The sequence below is a fragment of the Conexibacter sp. W3-3-2 genome (genome assembly GCF_009707605.1).
In the GTDB taxonomy this organism is placed as follows: domain Bacteria; phylum Actinomycetota; class Thermoleophilia; order Solirubrobacterales; family Solirubrobacteraceae; genus Paraconexibacter; species Paraconexibacter algicola.
This window is the reverse complement of sequence record NZ_WLYW01000001.1, coordinates 2,696,841-2,711,592: the sequence shown is the minus strand read 5'-3', so window position 1 is coordinate 2,711,592 and position 14,752 is coordinate 2,696,841. Positions and strand designations below refer to the sequence as shown.

Annotated in this window: 11 protein-coding genes and 1 tRNA gene; 6 read left to right on the top strand and 6 right to left on the bottom strand. The window is 76.0% G+C overall.

Going from position 1 to position 14,752, the window contains the following annotated elements:
* Nucleotides 1-13: 13 nt before the first annotated feature.
* The gene (locus tag GKE82_RS13105) at nt 14-1,498 is read left to right on the top strand and encodes a fused MFS/spermidine synthase (RefSeq protein WP_309233581.1); all 1,485 of its coding nucleotides are present in this window, start codon (nt 14-16) and stop codon (nt 1,496-1,498) included.
* A gap of 12 nt (nt 1,499-1,510) precedes the next feature.
* On the opposite strand, the gene rsgA is transcribed toward GKE82_RS13105, so the two are convergent.
* On the bottom strand, nt 1,511-2,539 hold the full coding sequence (gene rsgA, locus GKE82_RS13100; RefSeq protein WP_107567344.1) for a ribosome small subunit-dependent GTPase A: 1,029 nt from the start codon (nt 2,537-2,539) through the stop codon (nt 1,511-1,513).
* A gap of 121 nt (nt 2,540-2,660) precedes the next feature.
* On the opposite strand from rsgA, the gene GKE82_RS13095 reads away from it, so the two are divergent.
* Nucleotides 2,661-3,575 carry a glycosyltransferase family 2 protein gene (locus GKE82_RS13095; protein ID WP_196189214.1) on the top strand — a complete coding sequence of 305 codons (915 nt, stop codon included), beginning with the start codon at nt 2,661-2,663 and terminating at the stop codon, nt 3,573-3,575.
* Here GKE82_RS13095 and GKE82_RS13090 read toward each other — a convergent pair.
* Nucleotides 3,569-4,564 carry a glycosyltransferase family 2 protein gene (locus GKE82_RS13090; protein WP_196189213.1) on the bottom strand — a complete coding sequence of 332 codons (996 nt, stop codon included), beginning with the start codon at nt 4,562-4,564 and terminating at the stop codon, nt 3,569-3,571. The two genes, GKE82_RS13095 and GKE82_RS13090, sit on opposite strands and share 7 nt — an antisense overlap.
* Nucleotides 4,565-4,656: 92 nt before the next feature.
* Here GKE82_RS13090 and GKE82_RS13085 point away from each other — a divergent pair, with 92 nt between their 5' ends.
* Nucleotides 4,657-6,885, top strand: a complete 2,229-nt coding sequence (locus GKE82_RS13085) for a YCF48-related protein (protein WP_154733601.1) — start codon at nt 4,657-4,659, stop codon at nt 6,883-6,885.
* A gap of 24 nt (nt 6,886-6,909) precedes the next feature.
* Here the strand turns inward: GKE82_RS13085 and GKE82_RS13080 are convergent, their stop codons facing one another.
* Nucleotides 6,910-8,268, bottom strand: a complete 1,359-nt coding sequence (locus GKE82_RS13080) for a cytochrome P450 (protein WP_154733600.1) — start codon at nt 8,266-8,268, stop codon at nt 6,910-6,912.
* Nucleotides 8,269-8,379: 111 nt separating this feature from the next.
* Here GKE82_RS13080 and GKE82_RS13075 point away from each other — a divergent pair, with 111 nt between their 5' ends.
* Nucleotides 8,380-9,714 carry an NAD-dependent malic enzyme gene (locus GKE82_RS13075; protein WP_154733599.1) on the top strand — a complete coding sequence of 445 codons (1,335 nt, stop codon included), beginning with the start codon at nt 8,380-8,382 and terminating at the stop codon, nt 9,712-9,714.
* Nucleotides 9,715-9,738: 24 nt separating this feature from the next.
* On the opposite strand, the gene GKE82_RS13070 is transcribed toward GKE82_RS13075, so the two are convergent.
* On the bottom strand, nt 9,739-10,218 hold the full coding sequence (locus tag GKE82_RS13070) for a calcium-binding protein (protein WP_196189212.1): 480 nt from the start codon (nt 10,216-10,218) through the stop codon (nt 9,739-9,741).
* Nucleotides 10,219-10,315: 97 nt separating this feature from the next.
* Between GKE82_RS13070 and GKE82_RS13065 the strand changes: the two genes are divergently transcribed.
* A tRNA-Asp gene (locus tag GKE82_RS13065) sits at nt 10,316-10,389 on the top strand.
* Nucleotides 10,390-10,680: 291 nt separating this feature from the next.
* Here GKE82_RS13065 and GKE82_RS27105 read toward each other — a convergent pair.
* A complete protein-coding gene (locus GKE82_RS27105; protein WP_196189211.1) occupies nt 10,681-10,986 on the bottom strand; it encodes a putative quinol monooxygenase in 306 nt (101 codons plus the stop codon).
* An 82-nt stretch (nt 10,987-11,068) separates the two neighbouring features.
* On the opposite strand from GKE82_RS27105, the gene GKE82_RS13055 reads away from it, so the two are divergent.
* Entirely contained in the window at nt 11,069-12,007 is a 939-nt protein-coding gene (locus tag GKE82_RS13055) for a GlxA family transcriptional regulator (RefSeq protein ID WP_196189210.1), read from the top strand.
* A 204-nt stretch (nt 12,008-12,211) separates the two neighbouring features.
* Here GKE82_RS13055 and GKE82_RS13050 read toward each other — a convergent pair whose 3' ends face one another.
* Nucleotides 12,212-14,725 carry an MMPL family transporter gene (locus GKE82_RS13050; protein WP_154733595.1) on the bottom strand — a complete coding sequence of 838 codons (2,514 nt, stop codon included), beginning with the start codon at nt 14,723-14,725 and terminating at the stop codon, nt 12,212-12,214.
* Between the last annotated feature and the right edge of the window lie 27 nt (nt 14,726-14,752).

The following is a 14,752-nucleotide window of genomic DNA, read 5'->3' as shown; positions in this document are numbered from 1 at the left end:
TATCGTGCGGAGGGTGACCGGCGACGCGTCCCCTCCGCCCGCCGACCGCGCCCGGCCGCTGCCCCCGGCGCTCGCCGCCGCGCTGGTGGCCGGGGCGTCGGGCGCGGTGCTCGTGCTGGAGATCCTCGGGGTGCGGCTGCTCGCCCCCTACGTCGGGCTGACGCTGGAGACGACGACGTCGATCATCGGCGTCGTGCTCGGCGGGATCGCCGCGGGCTCCGCGGTCGGCGGCCGCCTCGCCGACCGCACCGACCCGCGCGGGCTCGTCGCGCTGCTGCTCACGTCCGGCGGCGTGCTCGCCCTGCTGACCGTGCCGATCGTCCGCGGGCTCGGTCCGTCCTCCTCCGGCGGGGGCGGGGCGCTCGCGCTCACCACCGTGGCGCTGCTGCCCGCCGCCACCGTGCTGTCGGCGATCACCCCCGCCGTCGCGCGGCTGCAGCTCGCCGACCTCGCGAGCACCGGCACCGTGTACGGGCGGCTGTCCGGCTGGGCGACCGCGGGCGCCCTCGCCGGCACGTTCGTCACCGGATTCGTCGTCGTGCCGCTCGTCCCGGTCAGCACGGCGGTCGTGCTCGTCGGCGGCGCGCTCGTGGCGTGCGGCCTGCTCGCCGCGGTCCGCGCCCGCACCTCCTCGCGGCGGGCGGCCGCCGGGCCCGCCGCGGGCGCGACGGTGCTCGCGCTGCTGGCGCTCGCCTCCGGCTCGCCGTGCGACGTCGAGTCGACCTACCACTGCGCGCGCGTGGAGATCGACCCCCAGCGCGCCTCCGGCCGGATCCTCCTGCTCGACGACCTGCAGCACAGCTACGTGGATCTCGACGACCCGCAGCGCCTCGCGTTCGCGTACACGCGCTGGATCGGGGACGCGCTCGACGCCGCGGCGCCCGCGGCCCGGCCGCTCGACGCGGTGTTCGTCGGCGGCGGCGGGTTCACGCTGCCCCGCTACCTGCTCGCCACCCGGCCCGGCTCGCGCGCCCGCGTGCTGGAGGTCGACGGCAAGGTCGTGGAGCTCGCGCGCGAGCGGCTCGGGCTGCGCCGGTCCGCCGCGCTGCGCGTGGACGTCGGCGACGCGCGCGTGACGCTGCGCGGCCGCCCGGCGGACTCCGCCGACGTGCTCGTCGGCGACGCGTTCGGGCAGGTCGCGGTGCCGTGGCACCTCACGACCCGGGAGTGGCACGACGACGTGCGTCGCGTGCTGCGACCCGGCGGGATCTACGCGCTGAACGTCATCGACCGCGGCGACCTCGGCCTGCTGCGCGCGGTCACCGCGACGGTGCTCGACCGCTTCGCCGACGTGCGGCTCGTCCGTGCCGCCCCGGGCACGGCGGGCAGCGCCAACGCGGTGCTGCTCGCCTCCGACCGGCCGCTGCCCGCGACCGCGCGGTCCAGCGCGCAGGGCGCACGGACGCTCGACCGGCCCGCGGTCGTGCGCTTCGCCGCCGGGGCCGACGTCCTCACCGACGACGACGCGCCGGTGGACCAGCTGCACGACGCGCGTTGACGCGCGCGCCCGTCAGTCGGCGTGGCGCCAGCCGCCCGCCGGGGCGCCGTCGCGCGGGCGCCGGCCGCTGCCGGCCTTGCGCCGCCCGGCGGTCTCGCGCGCCGCGACGCTCGCGGCCTCCGCGTCGAGGCTCAGGAACGTCGCGAACCGCGACGCGGCCAGACGGCCGTCCCCGATCGCCTCCTGCACCGCGCACCCGGGCTCCTGCTCGTGCGCGCAGTCCGCGAACCGGCACTCGCCCGCCAGCGCGGCGATGTCCTGGAACGCGGCGCGCACGTCGCCGCGCACCCCGACCGTCCGCAGGCCCGGCGTGTCGATCAGCAGGCCACCGTCGGGCAGGGCCAGGAGGTCGCGGCGGACGGTGATGTGCCGGCCACGACCGTCGTCCTCGCGCACGGCCCCGGTCTTCTGGCGGTCCTCGCCGAGCAGCGCGTTGGCGAGCGTCGACTTGCCCGCGCCGGACGCGCCGAGCACCGCGGCGGTCGTGCCGATCGGGATCAGCGCCCGGACCGCGTCGAGGCCCAGGCCGGTGGCGGAGCTGACCGCGAGCACCTTCGCGCCGCCCAGCTCGAACGACAGCTGCGCCTTCTCCGCCTCGACGTCGTCGAGCAGGTCGGCCTTCGTCAGCAGCACGACGACCGGGACGCCCGCGGCGGCGGCCAGCGCGGTGAAGCGCGGCAGCCGGTCCACGGCCCGGTCCTCGGCCAGCGCGTGGGCGACGAGGACGAGGTCGACGTGCGCGACGAGCGGCTCCGGGCCGGTCGGGGTGGGCCGCTGCAGCAGGCCGACGCGCGGCAGCACGGCGAGGACGCGGTCGCCGTCGAGCGCGACCCAGTCGCCGGTGACGGGGAACGCGGTCGCCTCGCGACCGCGGTGACGGACGGTGCCCGAGACGACGGCGGGGATCGGGCCCGTGCCGTCGTCGACCATGAGGAGGCGGCCGCGATCCACGGAGACGACCCGCGCGGCCTTCGCCGTGCCGCCGAGCTCCAGCTTCTGCAGCGCACGGGCGGTGCGCGGGCGGAGTCCCAGGGCGGTCAACGGCGTGTGGAGATGCGGCAGGAGCAGGCCTTCCTCGTCGGGGCGGGACCCTGCAGGGTAGCGCCCGCACGGGGCCGCGTCACGTCGTGGACGGGCCGCGACGGCCGGTAGGTTGCGGGGCGTGACGGTCGGCGTGCTGCTCCCGGTCCACGGCTTCGCGCCGTTCCTCGCCGAGGCGATCGACGCGGTCCTCGCCCAGGACCCGCCGCCGGACGTGGTCGTCGTGGTCGACGACGGCTCCCCCGTCCCGGTCGCGCTGCACCCGGACCACCTCGCCGCGGGCGTGCGGCGCGTGCGCCGGGCCACCGCCGGCGGGCCGGCCGCCGCGCGCGACACGGGCCTGCGCGCGCTCGACCCCGCGGTGACGTTCGTGGCGCTCTGCGACGCCGACGACACGTGGGAGCCGGGCGCGCTCGCCGCGCACCTGCGGGCGCACGCCGCGTCGCCGGGGGCGGGCTGGAGCTTCGGGCGCTCCCGCGTCGTCGGGGTCGACGGGCGGCCGACCGGGGAGCGCTGGGACGAGCCCGCGCCCGGCCGGCACGACGCCGCGGCGCTGGGCCGCGCGCTCCACGCCGCCAACCCGGTGCCGACCTCGAGCGTCGTGCTGCGCCGCGAGGCGCTGGCGGCGGTCGGCGGCTTCGCCGCGCCGGTGCGGGTCGCCGAGGACTGGGAGCTGTGGCTGCGCCTGTGCGCCGCGGGCCACGACGCGCTCTGCGTGCCCGACGCGGTCGTGCGCTACCGCCGCCACCCGGGCGGGCTGACCGCCGACGTAGCCGCGCTCGCCCGCGCGCAGCTCGAGGTCCGCGAGCGGCACGCCGCACTCGCCGCCGGGCCCGACGCGGTCGCCCGGGCGCGCGCCGCGGACCTCGCGGCGCTCGCCGACGGCTTGGCCCGCGCCGGTGACCCGCGCGCGGCGCGCGCGGCGTGGGCGCGCGTGGCCCGTCAGCGCCCGCTCACCGCGCGCGAGCGGGCGCGGCGTCTGGCGCTTGCGCTGCCGGGCGTGCGGGCCCGGGTCGGGCGCGGTCCCGCCTACTGACCGTCCGGGCCGGGGTCGAGGGGCGGGCCGTCGCCGTCCCGGGCGTCCGGCGGCCCGTCGGAGCGGTGCGCCGCGCCGGGCCCGCCGGGGGCGGACGGGCCGCCGCGCCGCGCGCGCCCGGCCGCGGGCAGCTCGCGGTTGGGCACCCGACGGCCGAGCTCGAACGCCCACACCGCAGGCCCGTCGAGCAGGCCGACGAGCGCCGCGTCCCGGTCGCCGCGCAGGCCCGCGCGCACGCCCGCCCCGGCGCGACGGACGCCCCACGCCAGCAGGCCCGGCCAGCGCCGGGCGGGCAGCGCCCCCGGGTGCTCGGCGGCCAGCCACGCGGCGCCGGTCCCGTGCCGGAACCGCTGCCCGAGCATCGCGCGGACCGTCGTGCGGTTGCGGTGCACGACCGCCGCGTCGGGGCGGCGCTCCAGCGCCCAGCCGGCGGCGGCGAGGCGGAAGCAGAGGTCGGCGTCACCGCCCGAGCGGACCTCCTCGCGGAACCCGCCGACCACGACGAACGCGGACCGGCGCACCGCGGCGTTCGCGGTCTGCGCGAACGCGAACCGCCCGCGGTCCCGGGCGAGCGTCGTCTCCTGGCTCATCGACGACTTCAGGTGGGCGTAGCGCTCCGCCGCCGTGCCGCGCGGCCCGGGGTCGCTGTCGCGCACGGCGCCCGCGAGGACCCCGACGTGCTCGCCGGGGACGGGGGAGAAGAGGCGGTCCAGGAGGTCCGCGGGCGGGTCCACGTCGGCGTCGAGGAACAGCAGCCACGGCGCCGTGCCGCGCGCCGCCCCACGGTTGCGCGCGTGGTAGGAGGTCCGCACCGCGGTCGCCACGAGCACGTCCGGGTCCTCCACGCCGACCCCGCGGTTGTCCACGACGGTCACGGTGTCGCCGTCGCGACGCTCCAGCCCGCGCAGCCGCGCGAGGACCGCGCGCACGAGCGCGGCGTCCCCCGCCACCGGTGCGACGACGTCGACGGCAGGACGGGCGGACGGCACGACGCGCACCGTATCCGAGCAAGCCGCGCAACCTTCCGTCCGGGCCGTCGTTCTCGTCGGCAGCACCCTCCGAACGACCCCGAGGTGGAGTCATGCGCAGCACCAGAACCACGATCACCGTCGCAGTCGCGGCGGCCGGTCTCGCGGCCGCGGCCGCCGCGCCGGCCGGCGCGAACGTCCAGGTCGGCAGCTCCGCCTGGGAGTGGGGCAACCCCCAGCCGCAGGGCAACACGCTGCGCGCGACCGACTTCCGCGGCGCCACCGGCTACGCCGTCGGCGACTTCGGCACGCTGCTGAAGAGCAGCGACGGCGGTCTCACCTGGGCCGGCCTGCAGACCGGCACGTTCACGAACCTCACCGAGGTCCAGGCCGTCGACGACACGACGCTCGTCGCCGGTGGCGGCTGCGTCGCCCGGCGCTCCGACGACGGCGGCCGCACGTTCTCGCGGATCGCCTTCACCCCGGTGGAGAACAGCTGCAAGGAGCCGCTCGCGGCGCTGAGCTTCCCGCAGAAGACCGTCGGGTTCCTCGCGCTCGCCGACGGGACCGTGCTGCAGACCGCCGACGGGGGCACCGCGTTCGCGCAGAAGAGCGCGATCCCCGGCACCCGCGCGCCGGGCGGGCGCGACACGCCGACCGCCCTGTGGTTCACCTCCCCGACCACCGGCTTCGCCGCGACGACCGGCGGCAAGATCTTCTCCACCGTCGACGCGGGCAACTCGTGGAAGCTCGTGAGCGACACCAACCGCGCCGTCCGCGACGTCACGTTCTTCGACGCGACGACCGGCTACGCCGTCGGGGACGGCGGCCTCTTCCTGCGCACCACCGACAGCGGCGTGACGTGGACGCCGAAGGACCTCGGCGTCGCCCGCAACTACACCGGGGTGCGGTGCTCCACGGCACTGCAGTGCGTCGTCTCGACCGCCGAGGGCGACGTGGTGGTCCGCACGACCGACGGCGGCGACACCGCGAACGCGCTGACGCCGTCGACCGACAAGATCCTCGCCGCCTCGTTCGCCTCGGCCACGCGGCTCGTCGCCGCCGGCGAGCGCGGCACGACCGTCGTCAGCGACGACGCCGGCACGACGTTCGCGCCCGTCGGCGGCCGCCTCACCGGCACGTTCTCGCGGCTGCGGGCGGGCCTGCAGCCCGGCACCGCGTTCGCCCCGGGCGCCGACGGCGCCCTCGGCAAGACCACCGACGGCGGCAGGACCTGGACGCGCGCGAACGTCGCGACCAGCGAGGACGTCCTGGACGTCGCGTTCCCCACCGCGACGGTCGGCTACGCGCTCGACGTGCAGGGCGGCCTGTTCCGCACCGCGGACGGCGGCGCGACCTGGAAGACGCTGGACACCGGCACGACCGCCCGGCCCAACGCGGTCGTCGCGACGAGCCCGGACACCGTGCTGGTGCTCGGCCCGACCGGGGTCCGCCGCTCCGCCGACGGCGGCAACGTCTTCGACGCCGTCCGCAGCGACGCGGTCGCGCGCACCGCGCTGACCGACGCCGAGCGCGCCGGGTCGGCGGTGGTCGCCTGGGGCCGTCAGGACATCGTGCGCACCACCGACGGCGGCCGCACCTGGACGGCGATCCGCAAGCCCGGCACCTACAAGCGGGTCAAGGGCAAGCTGCGCAACCGCCTGGTCGTCGGTCGCGTCGACTTCGTCGACCAGCGCGTCGGCTACGTGCAGGACGGGACCTCGCGGCTGTGGCGCACCGCCAACGGCGGCCGGACCTGGACGGAGCTGCCCGGCACGGGCACCAACCGCTTCGACGGCCTGCAGTTCTCCTCCGCGACCAGCGGCTACCTCGTCGCGCAGGGCGGCTTCGGGGACGTCCCGTCGGCGGGCATCCTCTACCGCACGACCGACGGCGGGAAGACCTTCGCGCCGCAGGTCGTCTCGCCGACGGTCATCGGGCCGACCGGGCTCGTCGCCCCCGGCGGCGGCAGCGACTTCCTCCTGGCCGGCGTCGCCGACCTCTTCGCCACGACGAAGGGCGGCGTCTCCGGCGCGGCGTCGACGCTGAGCATCACGACGAAGCAGAAGCGGTACACGAAGGTCACGAAGATCACCGTCACCGGCAAGCTCACGCCCGCGACGGGCACCGAGCGGGTGACCGTGTCGCGGCGTCCCGAGGGCAGCGCGCGCTGGATCGCCCAGACCGTCAAGGTCGCGGCCAACGGCGCGTTCACCACGAGCTGGACGGTCACGCGCGGCGCGAACCTGTTCGTCGCCCAGTGGGCGGGCGACTTCGACAGCGCCGGCGACGGGTCGCCGCTGCTGAACGTCGTCGTCAGCGCGAAGAAGAAGAAGCGGTAGGAGGGACCGCCGGGGCGCTGCGGGTCAGACGGCCCGCAGCGTCATCGGCATCCCGTCGGCCGGGCTGATCGTCGGCATCTGCCGGATCCGCAGCCGGAAGCCGGGCGGCAGGTCGAGGTCGAACCGCCGCACGAGCTCGCGGACGATGATCGCGATCTCCGCCTGGCCGAACCGCATCCCGATGCACGTGCGCGAGCCGCCCCCGAACGGCACGTACGCGCCCTTGGGCAGCCGGCTGACCTCGCCGCCGGGCAGGAACCGGTCGGGCCGGAACGTGTCGGGCTCGTCCCACACGTCGGGCAGCCGGTGGCTCGCCCACGAGCAGTAGTTCACGGGCACGTCCCCGGGGATGCGGTGCCCGCACAGCTCGAACGGCTCGATCGAGCGGCGCGGCCCGATCCACGCGGGCGGGTACAGGCGCAGCGTCTCGTCGAGCACGCGCTCGAGCTCGCCGTCCCCGTCGTCGAGCTTCGCGCGCAGCCGCTCGCGCGCCTGCGGGGTGCGTGACAGCTCGTGGAAGAGGAACGAGACGGTCGAGGTCGTCGTGTCGTGCCCGGCGAACAGGAGCGTCATGACCTCGTCGCGGACGTGCTGGTCCGACAGTCGCGAGCCGTCCTCGTCCTGCGCGTCGAGCAGCATCGAGAGGATGTCCGGGCCGCGCTCGCCGCTGCGCCGTCGCCGCTGGATCTCCCCGAGGATCAGGCCGTCCAGGCGGCGGCGGGCCTGCTGCATCCGCGCCCACGGCGTGCGCGGGCCGCGCAGGATCTGCAGCGTGTAGTCGCGCGCGTAGAAGCCGAGGGCGTGCTCGAACTCGCGGGCGGCGTCGAGGTCGCGGGCGGCCGCGTCCGGGTCCAGGCCGAACAGGGCGCGCATCGCGATCCGCAGCGCGAGCTCGCGCGTCCAGTGGTCGAGGTCGATCGTCGTGCCGGCGCGCAGGCCGGCGACCGCGCGGTCGGTCTCCTGCTGCATCGTGGTGACCGAGGCGCGGATGCGCTCCTTGTGGAAGGCGGGGAGCATGATCCGCCGGGAGCGGCGGTGGAAGTCCCCGTCGATGGTCAGCAGCCCGTCGCCCAGCAGCGGCACGAGGTCGCTGAAGTGCCCCTTGCGCCACGAGAAGTTCGCGGCACCGGAGACGAGCACGTGGTGGTTGGCCTGCGGGCCGAGGACGAAGACGACGTTGCCGTGGAAGACCCGCTGCGTGAACACCGGCCCGTGGCGGTCGTAGCCGTCGAGCAGGACGTGCAGCGGGTCGGTGGCGAAGCGGCGCGTGCGGCGGGCGCTGGGGCGCGTGTCCCCGGGCGGGAAGGGGATCGCGCCCGCGCGGCGCGTGCGGGCCTCGGAGCGCAGGTCGAGCGCCATCCGCCCGAACGGCGTGCGCTCCATCGGACCGAGGGGACGGGGACCCGCGAGCGACATGGGCGCCAGCCTATCCCGTCGACTGGCCAGCTGGCCAGTCGGGGTCCGGGGTGGGTTCTGGCGTACCGTTCGCCGCCTATGCCGCTCGACGTCACGTACAAGCTGCAGGTCCCGCACAAGCCCGGCCAGCTCCAGAAGGTCGCGGCGGTCATCGCCGATCACAAGGGGCTGATCGGCGACATCGTCACGATCCACCTCGGCCGCGAGCTGACCGACCGCGAGATCACGGTCGAGGTCCGCGACCCGCAGCACGGCGCCGAGCTCGCCGCGTCGCTCTCCGGCCTGGAGGGCGTGCGGCTGGTCTGGCACCACGACCGCGCGTTCCTGCGCCACGAGGGCGGCAAGCTCCGCACCGAGGCGGTCACCCCGGTGCGCACGCCGCAGGAGATGCGCGACGTCTACACCCCGGGGGTGGCGCGCGTCTGCAGCGCGATCGCGGAGAACCCGCAGCTGGCCGCGAAGTTCACGTCGATCGGGCGGACCGTCGCGATCTGCACGAACGGCTCGCGCGTGCTCGGGCTCGGCGACATCGGCCCGGTCGCCTCGATGCCCGTGATGGAGGGCAAGGCGGTCTTCTACTCGCAGTTCGCGGGGATCAGCGCGGTGCCGGTGCTCGTGGACACGAAGGACGTCGACGAGTTCGTCGAGACCGTCGTGCGGATCGCCCCGTCGTTCGGGGGCATCCACCTCGAGGACATCAGCGCGCCCGAGTGCTTCGAGATCGAGCGGCGCCTGATCGAGCGGCTCGGCGTGCCGGTCATGCACGACGACGTCCACGGCACCGCGGTCGTGTCGGTCGCCGCCGTGCTGACGGTCTGCCGCGCGCTCGGCCGCGACCTCGGGGAGGTGACCGTCGGCCAGCTCGGCCTCGGCGCCGCCGGCTACGGCATCGCCGCGCTCGTGGCCGAGGCCGGGGCCGCGGCGGTCGTCGCGTTCGACCCCAACGAGGACTCACACGGTCGCGCGCGCGAGGCGGGCATCGAGGTCACGACGATGGACGACGTGTTCGCGCGCGCGGACATCGTCGTCGCCACCACCGGTCGTCCCGGCCTCATCACCCCGTCGATGGTCCGGCCGGGCCAGGCGATCCTCGCGCTGACGAACCCGATCGCGGAGATCGACCCGGACGCCGCGCTCGCCGCGGGCGCGGGCTTCGCCGCCGACGGGCGCTCGGTCAACAACGTGATCGGCTACCCGGGCATCTTCCGCGGGGCGCTGCTGGCGGGCGCCGACCGCATCACCTCCGGGATGAAGCTCGCCGCCGCCCGCGCGATCAGCGAGCTGACCGAGGGCGACGACCTCGTGCCCGACGCGCTGGAGGCCGCCGTGCACACGCGCGTGGCGGAGGCCGTGCACGCCGCCGCGCTGGAGGAGGGGCACGCCCGCCCCGACCAGGCGCCGTCCGGGCTCTGAGCTCGCGCGCCGGCGGCCCGGCGGTCAGCCGGTCTTCGGCGGGGCGCGGTCGACCAGCTCGCACGCCCCGTCGGGCCGCTGCGGCGTGGCGTCGGCGATGACGTCGACGAGGTCGAGCGTCGCGCGGTCGCGGCCGCCCGGGCCGCAGTGGATCGTGTCCGGCTCGCCGTCGCGCGCGTTCAGCACGTCGCTGCCCGGCCCGCCGCGCAGGACGTCCCGTCCCGGGCCGGCGGTCAGCCGGTCGGCCCCGGGGCCGCCCAGCAGCGTGTCCGCCCCGCGGCCGGCGAGCAGGCGGTCGTCACCCGGTCCGCCGTCGAGCGTGTCGTCGCCGTCGAAGGCGCGCAGCTCGTCGTCGCCCTCGAGGCCCGTGAGCGTGTCCGCCTGCTGGGAGCCACGGAGCAGGTCGTCGCGCGGCGTGCCCTCGATCCCGGTCGCGAACGCCACCGCGGGCAGGGCGGCGAGGAGCGCGAGGACGGCGAGGATGCGGGAGCGCGGACGGGTCACGGGCGACGGTTCCAACCGCCAGTCTGCCCGGGAGTTGCGCCGGTCGCCACACGGCACGCCACGTTTCGCGACTTCGTGCCATACTGCGGTCCCGTTTGGGGGCGTAGCTCAGTTGGTTAGAGCGCCGGCCTGTCACGCCGGAGGTCGCGGGTTCGAGTCCCGTCGCTCCCGTCACAAAAGAAGCCCTGCACGCGCTGGGCTTCTGTCGTTTCGGGGCTCGCTTGCAGGGAGAACGCGCGCGCCGCGAGTAGCAGCCGCAAGGAGCAAACGGAGCTCCTTTCCGTCGATTCTCGGCTGCGACGACGCGGAGGGCGTGCCGCTGACCTGCCGGCACCGACGCGCACCTCCCCGACGACGAGCGAGCGGCTGAGCCCATCGGTGGTTCCCGACCGGCGTACCGCCACGCCGGACACTGCCGAACGGACCATGCGACCCGGTCGCCGATGCGTCGCTCGCCCGCGGTCACACGGCCTTGCCGATCACGAGCGTCACCGGGACCGGGCTCGGCTGCTCGGCGAGCAACGCCCCTCCGGTGCCGAGGATCAGCTCGGCGGCGGCGCCGTTCAGGTGGATGTTGCGGGCGTCCTCGTCGTCGAAGAGGTCGACGAGATAGAAGACGGTCGGCTCCTGCTCGGCTCGCAACGTCAGCCACGGACGGGTGCCGGCCTCCGCCTCGACGTGCTCCAGCGCCGCGACGAGGATGTCGCTGAACTGCTCGGCGGTGTCGGGCTTGGTCTTGAACTGGATGACGAGTCCGGGACGGGCCATGAGGGTGCTCCTTCGGTAGTGGGGCACCGACGGTGCCGCACCCGCCTGCACCCAACGCGACGCTGTACGTATCGTTTGCGCCATGCGCATCGGCGTCGTCGCGATCCCCGGTACCTTCGACTCGGCGTTCACCAGCGTGCTCGACATCCTGCGAGTCGCCGAGATGCTGCGCCCCTCGGTGGACCGCGACATCCCGCCGCTCGAAACGACGGTCGTCGGCCTGCGCCCGTCCGTGAGAACCGCCGGCGGGCTGATCGTCGAGGCCGACCGCGCGCTCGACGACGGCCTCGACGACTATGACGTCCTTGTGGTTCCCGCCCTCGGGGCGCTGTCTGCGCCGGCCGTGGAAGATGCGCTCGCCCTGCCGGAGATACGCCGGCTCCGCGCCGTCCTGCACGACCGCCCGGAGGCCGAACTGCCGCGCCTGGCGGGCGCGTGCACCGGGACGTTCCTGCTCGCCGAGGCCGGCCGGCTCGACGGCGTGACGGCGGCCACGAGCTGGTGGCTCAGCGAGACCTTCCGACGTCGATACCCGAAGGTCGATCTGGACACCTCGCGGATGGTCGTACGGAGCAGCAGCGTCCTGACCGCAGGCGCGGCCTTCGCGCACATCGACCTCGCCGTCAGCCTCGTCTCCGAAACCTCCCCGCGGCTCGCGGAGACCGTCGTCCACCACCTCCTCATCGATGAGCGACCCGCGCGATCGATGGAAGCGGTACACGCACACCTCGCCGTCACCGACACGCTCGTCACACGGCTCGAGGACGAGGTCCGACGCCGCATCTCGGACGACCTCTCCGTGACCGACCTCGCCGACGCGCTCGGCGTCACCAGGCGCACGCTCGAGCGCCACGTTCGCCTACGGACCGGAGCGACCCCCAACCAGCTGGTCCGACGCCTGCGCGCCGAGCGCGCCAAGCACCTCCGCCGCACCACCGACCTCTCGATGGATCAGATCGCGCACCGCGTCGGCTACGCCAACGCTGTGACCCTCCGCCGACTGCTCGCCAGCACCACCTGACCTACCGCGACCACTGCTCGACCGGCAAGACTCGCTGCCGCGGTGACGGGACGATCGCATCGGACGGGCAGCAGCCGTCCGGCTGATGTCGCGACCGTCGCAGGTACGTCGGCGGAGCTCGTCATGACTCGTCGCGGGGCGCGTCGCCGCCGGCACCGCGGCGCGCCGTCGATTGCCGCGCGGGCGCGCGAGGCGGCTCCGCGATCAGGCGTCGCGGCTCGAGTGCCCGGCGCCGCCGTTCAGGACGTAGACGGTGGTCTCCGCGTGCGCGATCGTGACGGGCCCGTCGCGGACGGTCGCCTCGAGCGTGCGCCAGGGCCCGTCGTGGCGGGAGCACCAGGCTTCGATGTGGACGTCGCGGTCGATGCGCAGCGGGGCGCGGTGGGTGATGCGGGTCTCGACGTCGATCGCCTGCCCGTGGCCGTGGTCGGCGGCGAGCTCAAGGAAGATGTGGTGCAGGGCCGAGGGGAGGATGGTGCCGTCGGCGCGGCCGGGCGGGCCCTCGTGCTCGGGGCCGACGAGCAGCTGGCCGGACCAGCGGCCGGCGGCGTCCGCCGCACCCGTGGCGGTGGGGCGGGGCGCGGACACGCCGGCGGCCGGGTCGGCGGCCGCCCCGTCCCCCTCGAGGTCGACCACCGGGAGCAGCCGGTCGAGCCACGCGGGGATCCAGAAGGCGGCCGGGCCGGCGAGGCGCAGGGCGGCGGGGAGCGCGATGAGGCAGACGGCGGACGCGGCGAGCAGGACGGTGGCGACCAGGCCGGCGCCGGTCTGGCGGATCGTCTGCAGGTCGGGCGTCATGAAGGCGAGGAAGACGCCGGACATGATCGCCGCCGCGCCCATGATGACGGGCCCGGTCCGGACGATGGCCGAGCGGATCGCGGTGCCGACGTCGCCTGACCGCAGCCAGTTCTCGCGCAGCCGCGTGAGGATGAAGACCTGGTAGTCGAGCGAGAGCCCGAAGATGAGTGACAGCAGTGCGAGGAGCGAGAGGGCGTCGGCGAAGCCGGCCCCGCCGAGGAGCGGGTCGGACCCGGTGGAGAGCAGCGACAGCACGCCGAAGGACCCCGCCACGACGAGCGCGTTCAGCAGGACCGCGACCAGCGGCAGCAGCAGCGCCCGGAGGACGAGGACGAGCGCGACGAAGGCGACGGCACTCAGCGCGGCGACGAGCCACGGCAGGCGCGCGTTGAACGCGCGCCGGTAGTCGGTCAACTGCGCGGCGACGCCGCCGACGCGGGCGTCCGCCCCCGTGCTCGCGTGCAGCCGGTCGGCCGCGCGGCGGACGCGGTCGTAGAGGCCGGCGGTGGCGGGATCGTTCGGGCCCGAGCGGGGGACGACGGTCAGCAGCGTCGAGCGGCCGACTGGCCGGGGGCCGAGGACGAGCGCGACGTCGCGGTCGTCCACGAGTCCGGCGCGGAGGACGCCGAGCGCGCGCCGGCCGGCCGGGGTGTCGAGGGTGGCGCGGCGGTCGACGGCGATCACCTCGAGCGGCGCGCTCCAGCCGGGACCCAGCGCGCGGACGACCCGCTCGGCGTCGGTGCGGACGGGTGCGTCGGGCGGCAGGACGCGGACATCGGGCGGCCCGGCGTCGAGTCCGACCCCTGGGACGGCGAGCGCCCCGAGCACGGCGACCGCCGGCAGTGCGGTGAGCACCGGTCGCCGGAGCAGCCCGGCGGCGAGCCCGCCCCAGAGGCCGCCGCCGTCTGCCGGCGCCCGGCCGAACCGCAGCCGCTCGAGGTGCCCGCCGACGAGGACGAGGGCGGCCGGGACGGCGGTGAGCGCGGAGAGGACGCCGACGACGGCCGCCGCGGCCGCACCGACCGCGGCCGACTGCAGGAACGTGCCCGGGGCGAGCAGGATCGCCACGCCCATCGTCACCAGGATCGTCGCGCCCGCGACGACGACCGTCCGGCCGGCGGTCTGGGCCGCCGTCGCCGCCGCCGCGTCCACGCTGGCGCCGTCGCGGCGCGCCTCGCGGAACCGCGAGACCATCAGCAGCGAGTAGTCGACGCCGAGCGCGAGCCCCATCATCGAGGCGATGGGCGTGCAGACGTCGGTGATGTCGCGGGTGCGGGCGACGAGGTCGGCGACGCCGAGCGCGCTCGCGACCGTCGCCCCGCCGAGGACCGCGGGGATCGCCGCGCCGAGCGGCGAGCGGAACACGAGCAGCAGGACGAGCAGCAGGATCGGGACTGCGAGCTTCTCCGCCTCGTGGGCCTGCTCGACGGACGCGTCGGAGATCGCGCTTCCGATGGCCGAGAAGCCGGTCACCGATGCGCGCACCGGCGGCCGCACGACCGCGTCGACGACGGGCTGCACCGCGTCGGCGACCTCCGGGCCGAACGTCTCGTCGGTCGGGCGCTCCACGAGGACCACCGCCCCGCCGGCCGGCCGCAGCTGCGGCGGCGCCCCCTTGTCGAAGGCGGACAGCACCGTGTTGCGCGGATCCGCTCGCAGTCGCGCCGCCAGCCGCGCGGTCTGCGCGCGGACGGCCGGCGCCGGCCCTTGGAGCAGGACCGGCGCCTGCCCGCGGCTGCCGATCTCCGCGTCGGCCAGATCCTGCGCGGCCTGTGCGCGCGTCCCCGGGACCTCGATGGACGTCGGGGCGATGTGCGACTCGAGCTGCGTCCCGTTGTAGGCGAGCGCGGCGGTCAGCACGAGCCACACGACGAGCACGAGTCGCGGCCGGCGAAGCGCCAGCCCGCTCAGCGCGCCCACAGGACCGTGCCCCTCCTCATTCACCAG

Bases quoted from the DNA above. Each gene is read 5' to 3' on its own strand.
- GKE82_RS13085 (WP_154733601.1), top strand. From the start codon at position 4,657: ATGCGCAGCACCAGAACCACGATCACCGTCGCAGTCGCGGCGGCCGGT.
- GKE82_RS13080 (WP_154733600.1), bottom strand. From the start codon at position 8,268: ATGGAGCGCACGCCGTTCGGGCGGATGGCGCTCGACCTGCGCTCCGAG.
- GKE82_RS27105 (WP_196189211.1), bottom strand. From the start codon at position 10,986: ATGGCCCGTCCCGGACTCGTCATCCAGTTCAAGACCAAGCCCGACACC.
- GKE82_RS13075 (WP_154733599.1), top strand. From the start codon at position 8,380: ATGCCGCTCGACGTCACGTACAAGCTGCAGGTCCCGCACAAGCCCGGC.
- GKE82_RS13055 (WP_196189210.1), top strand. From the start codon at position 11,069: ATGCGCATCGGCGTCGTCGCGATCCCCGGTACCTTCGACTCGGCGTTC.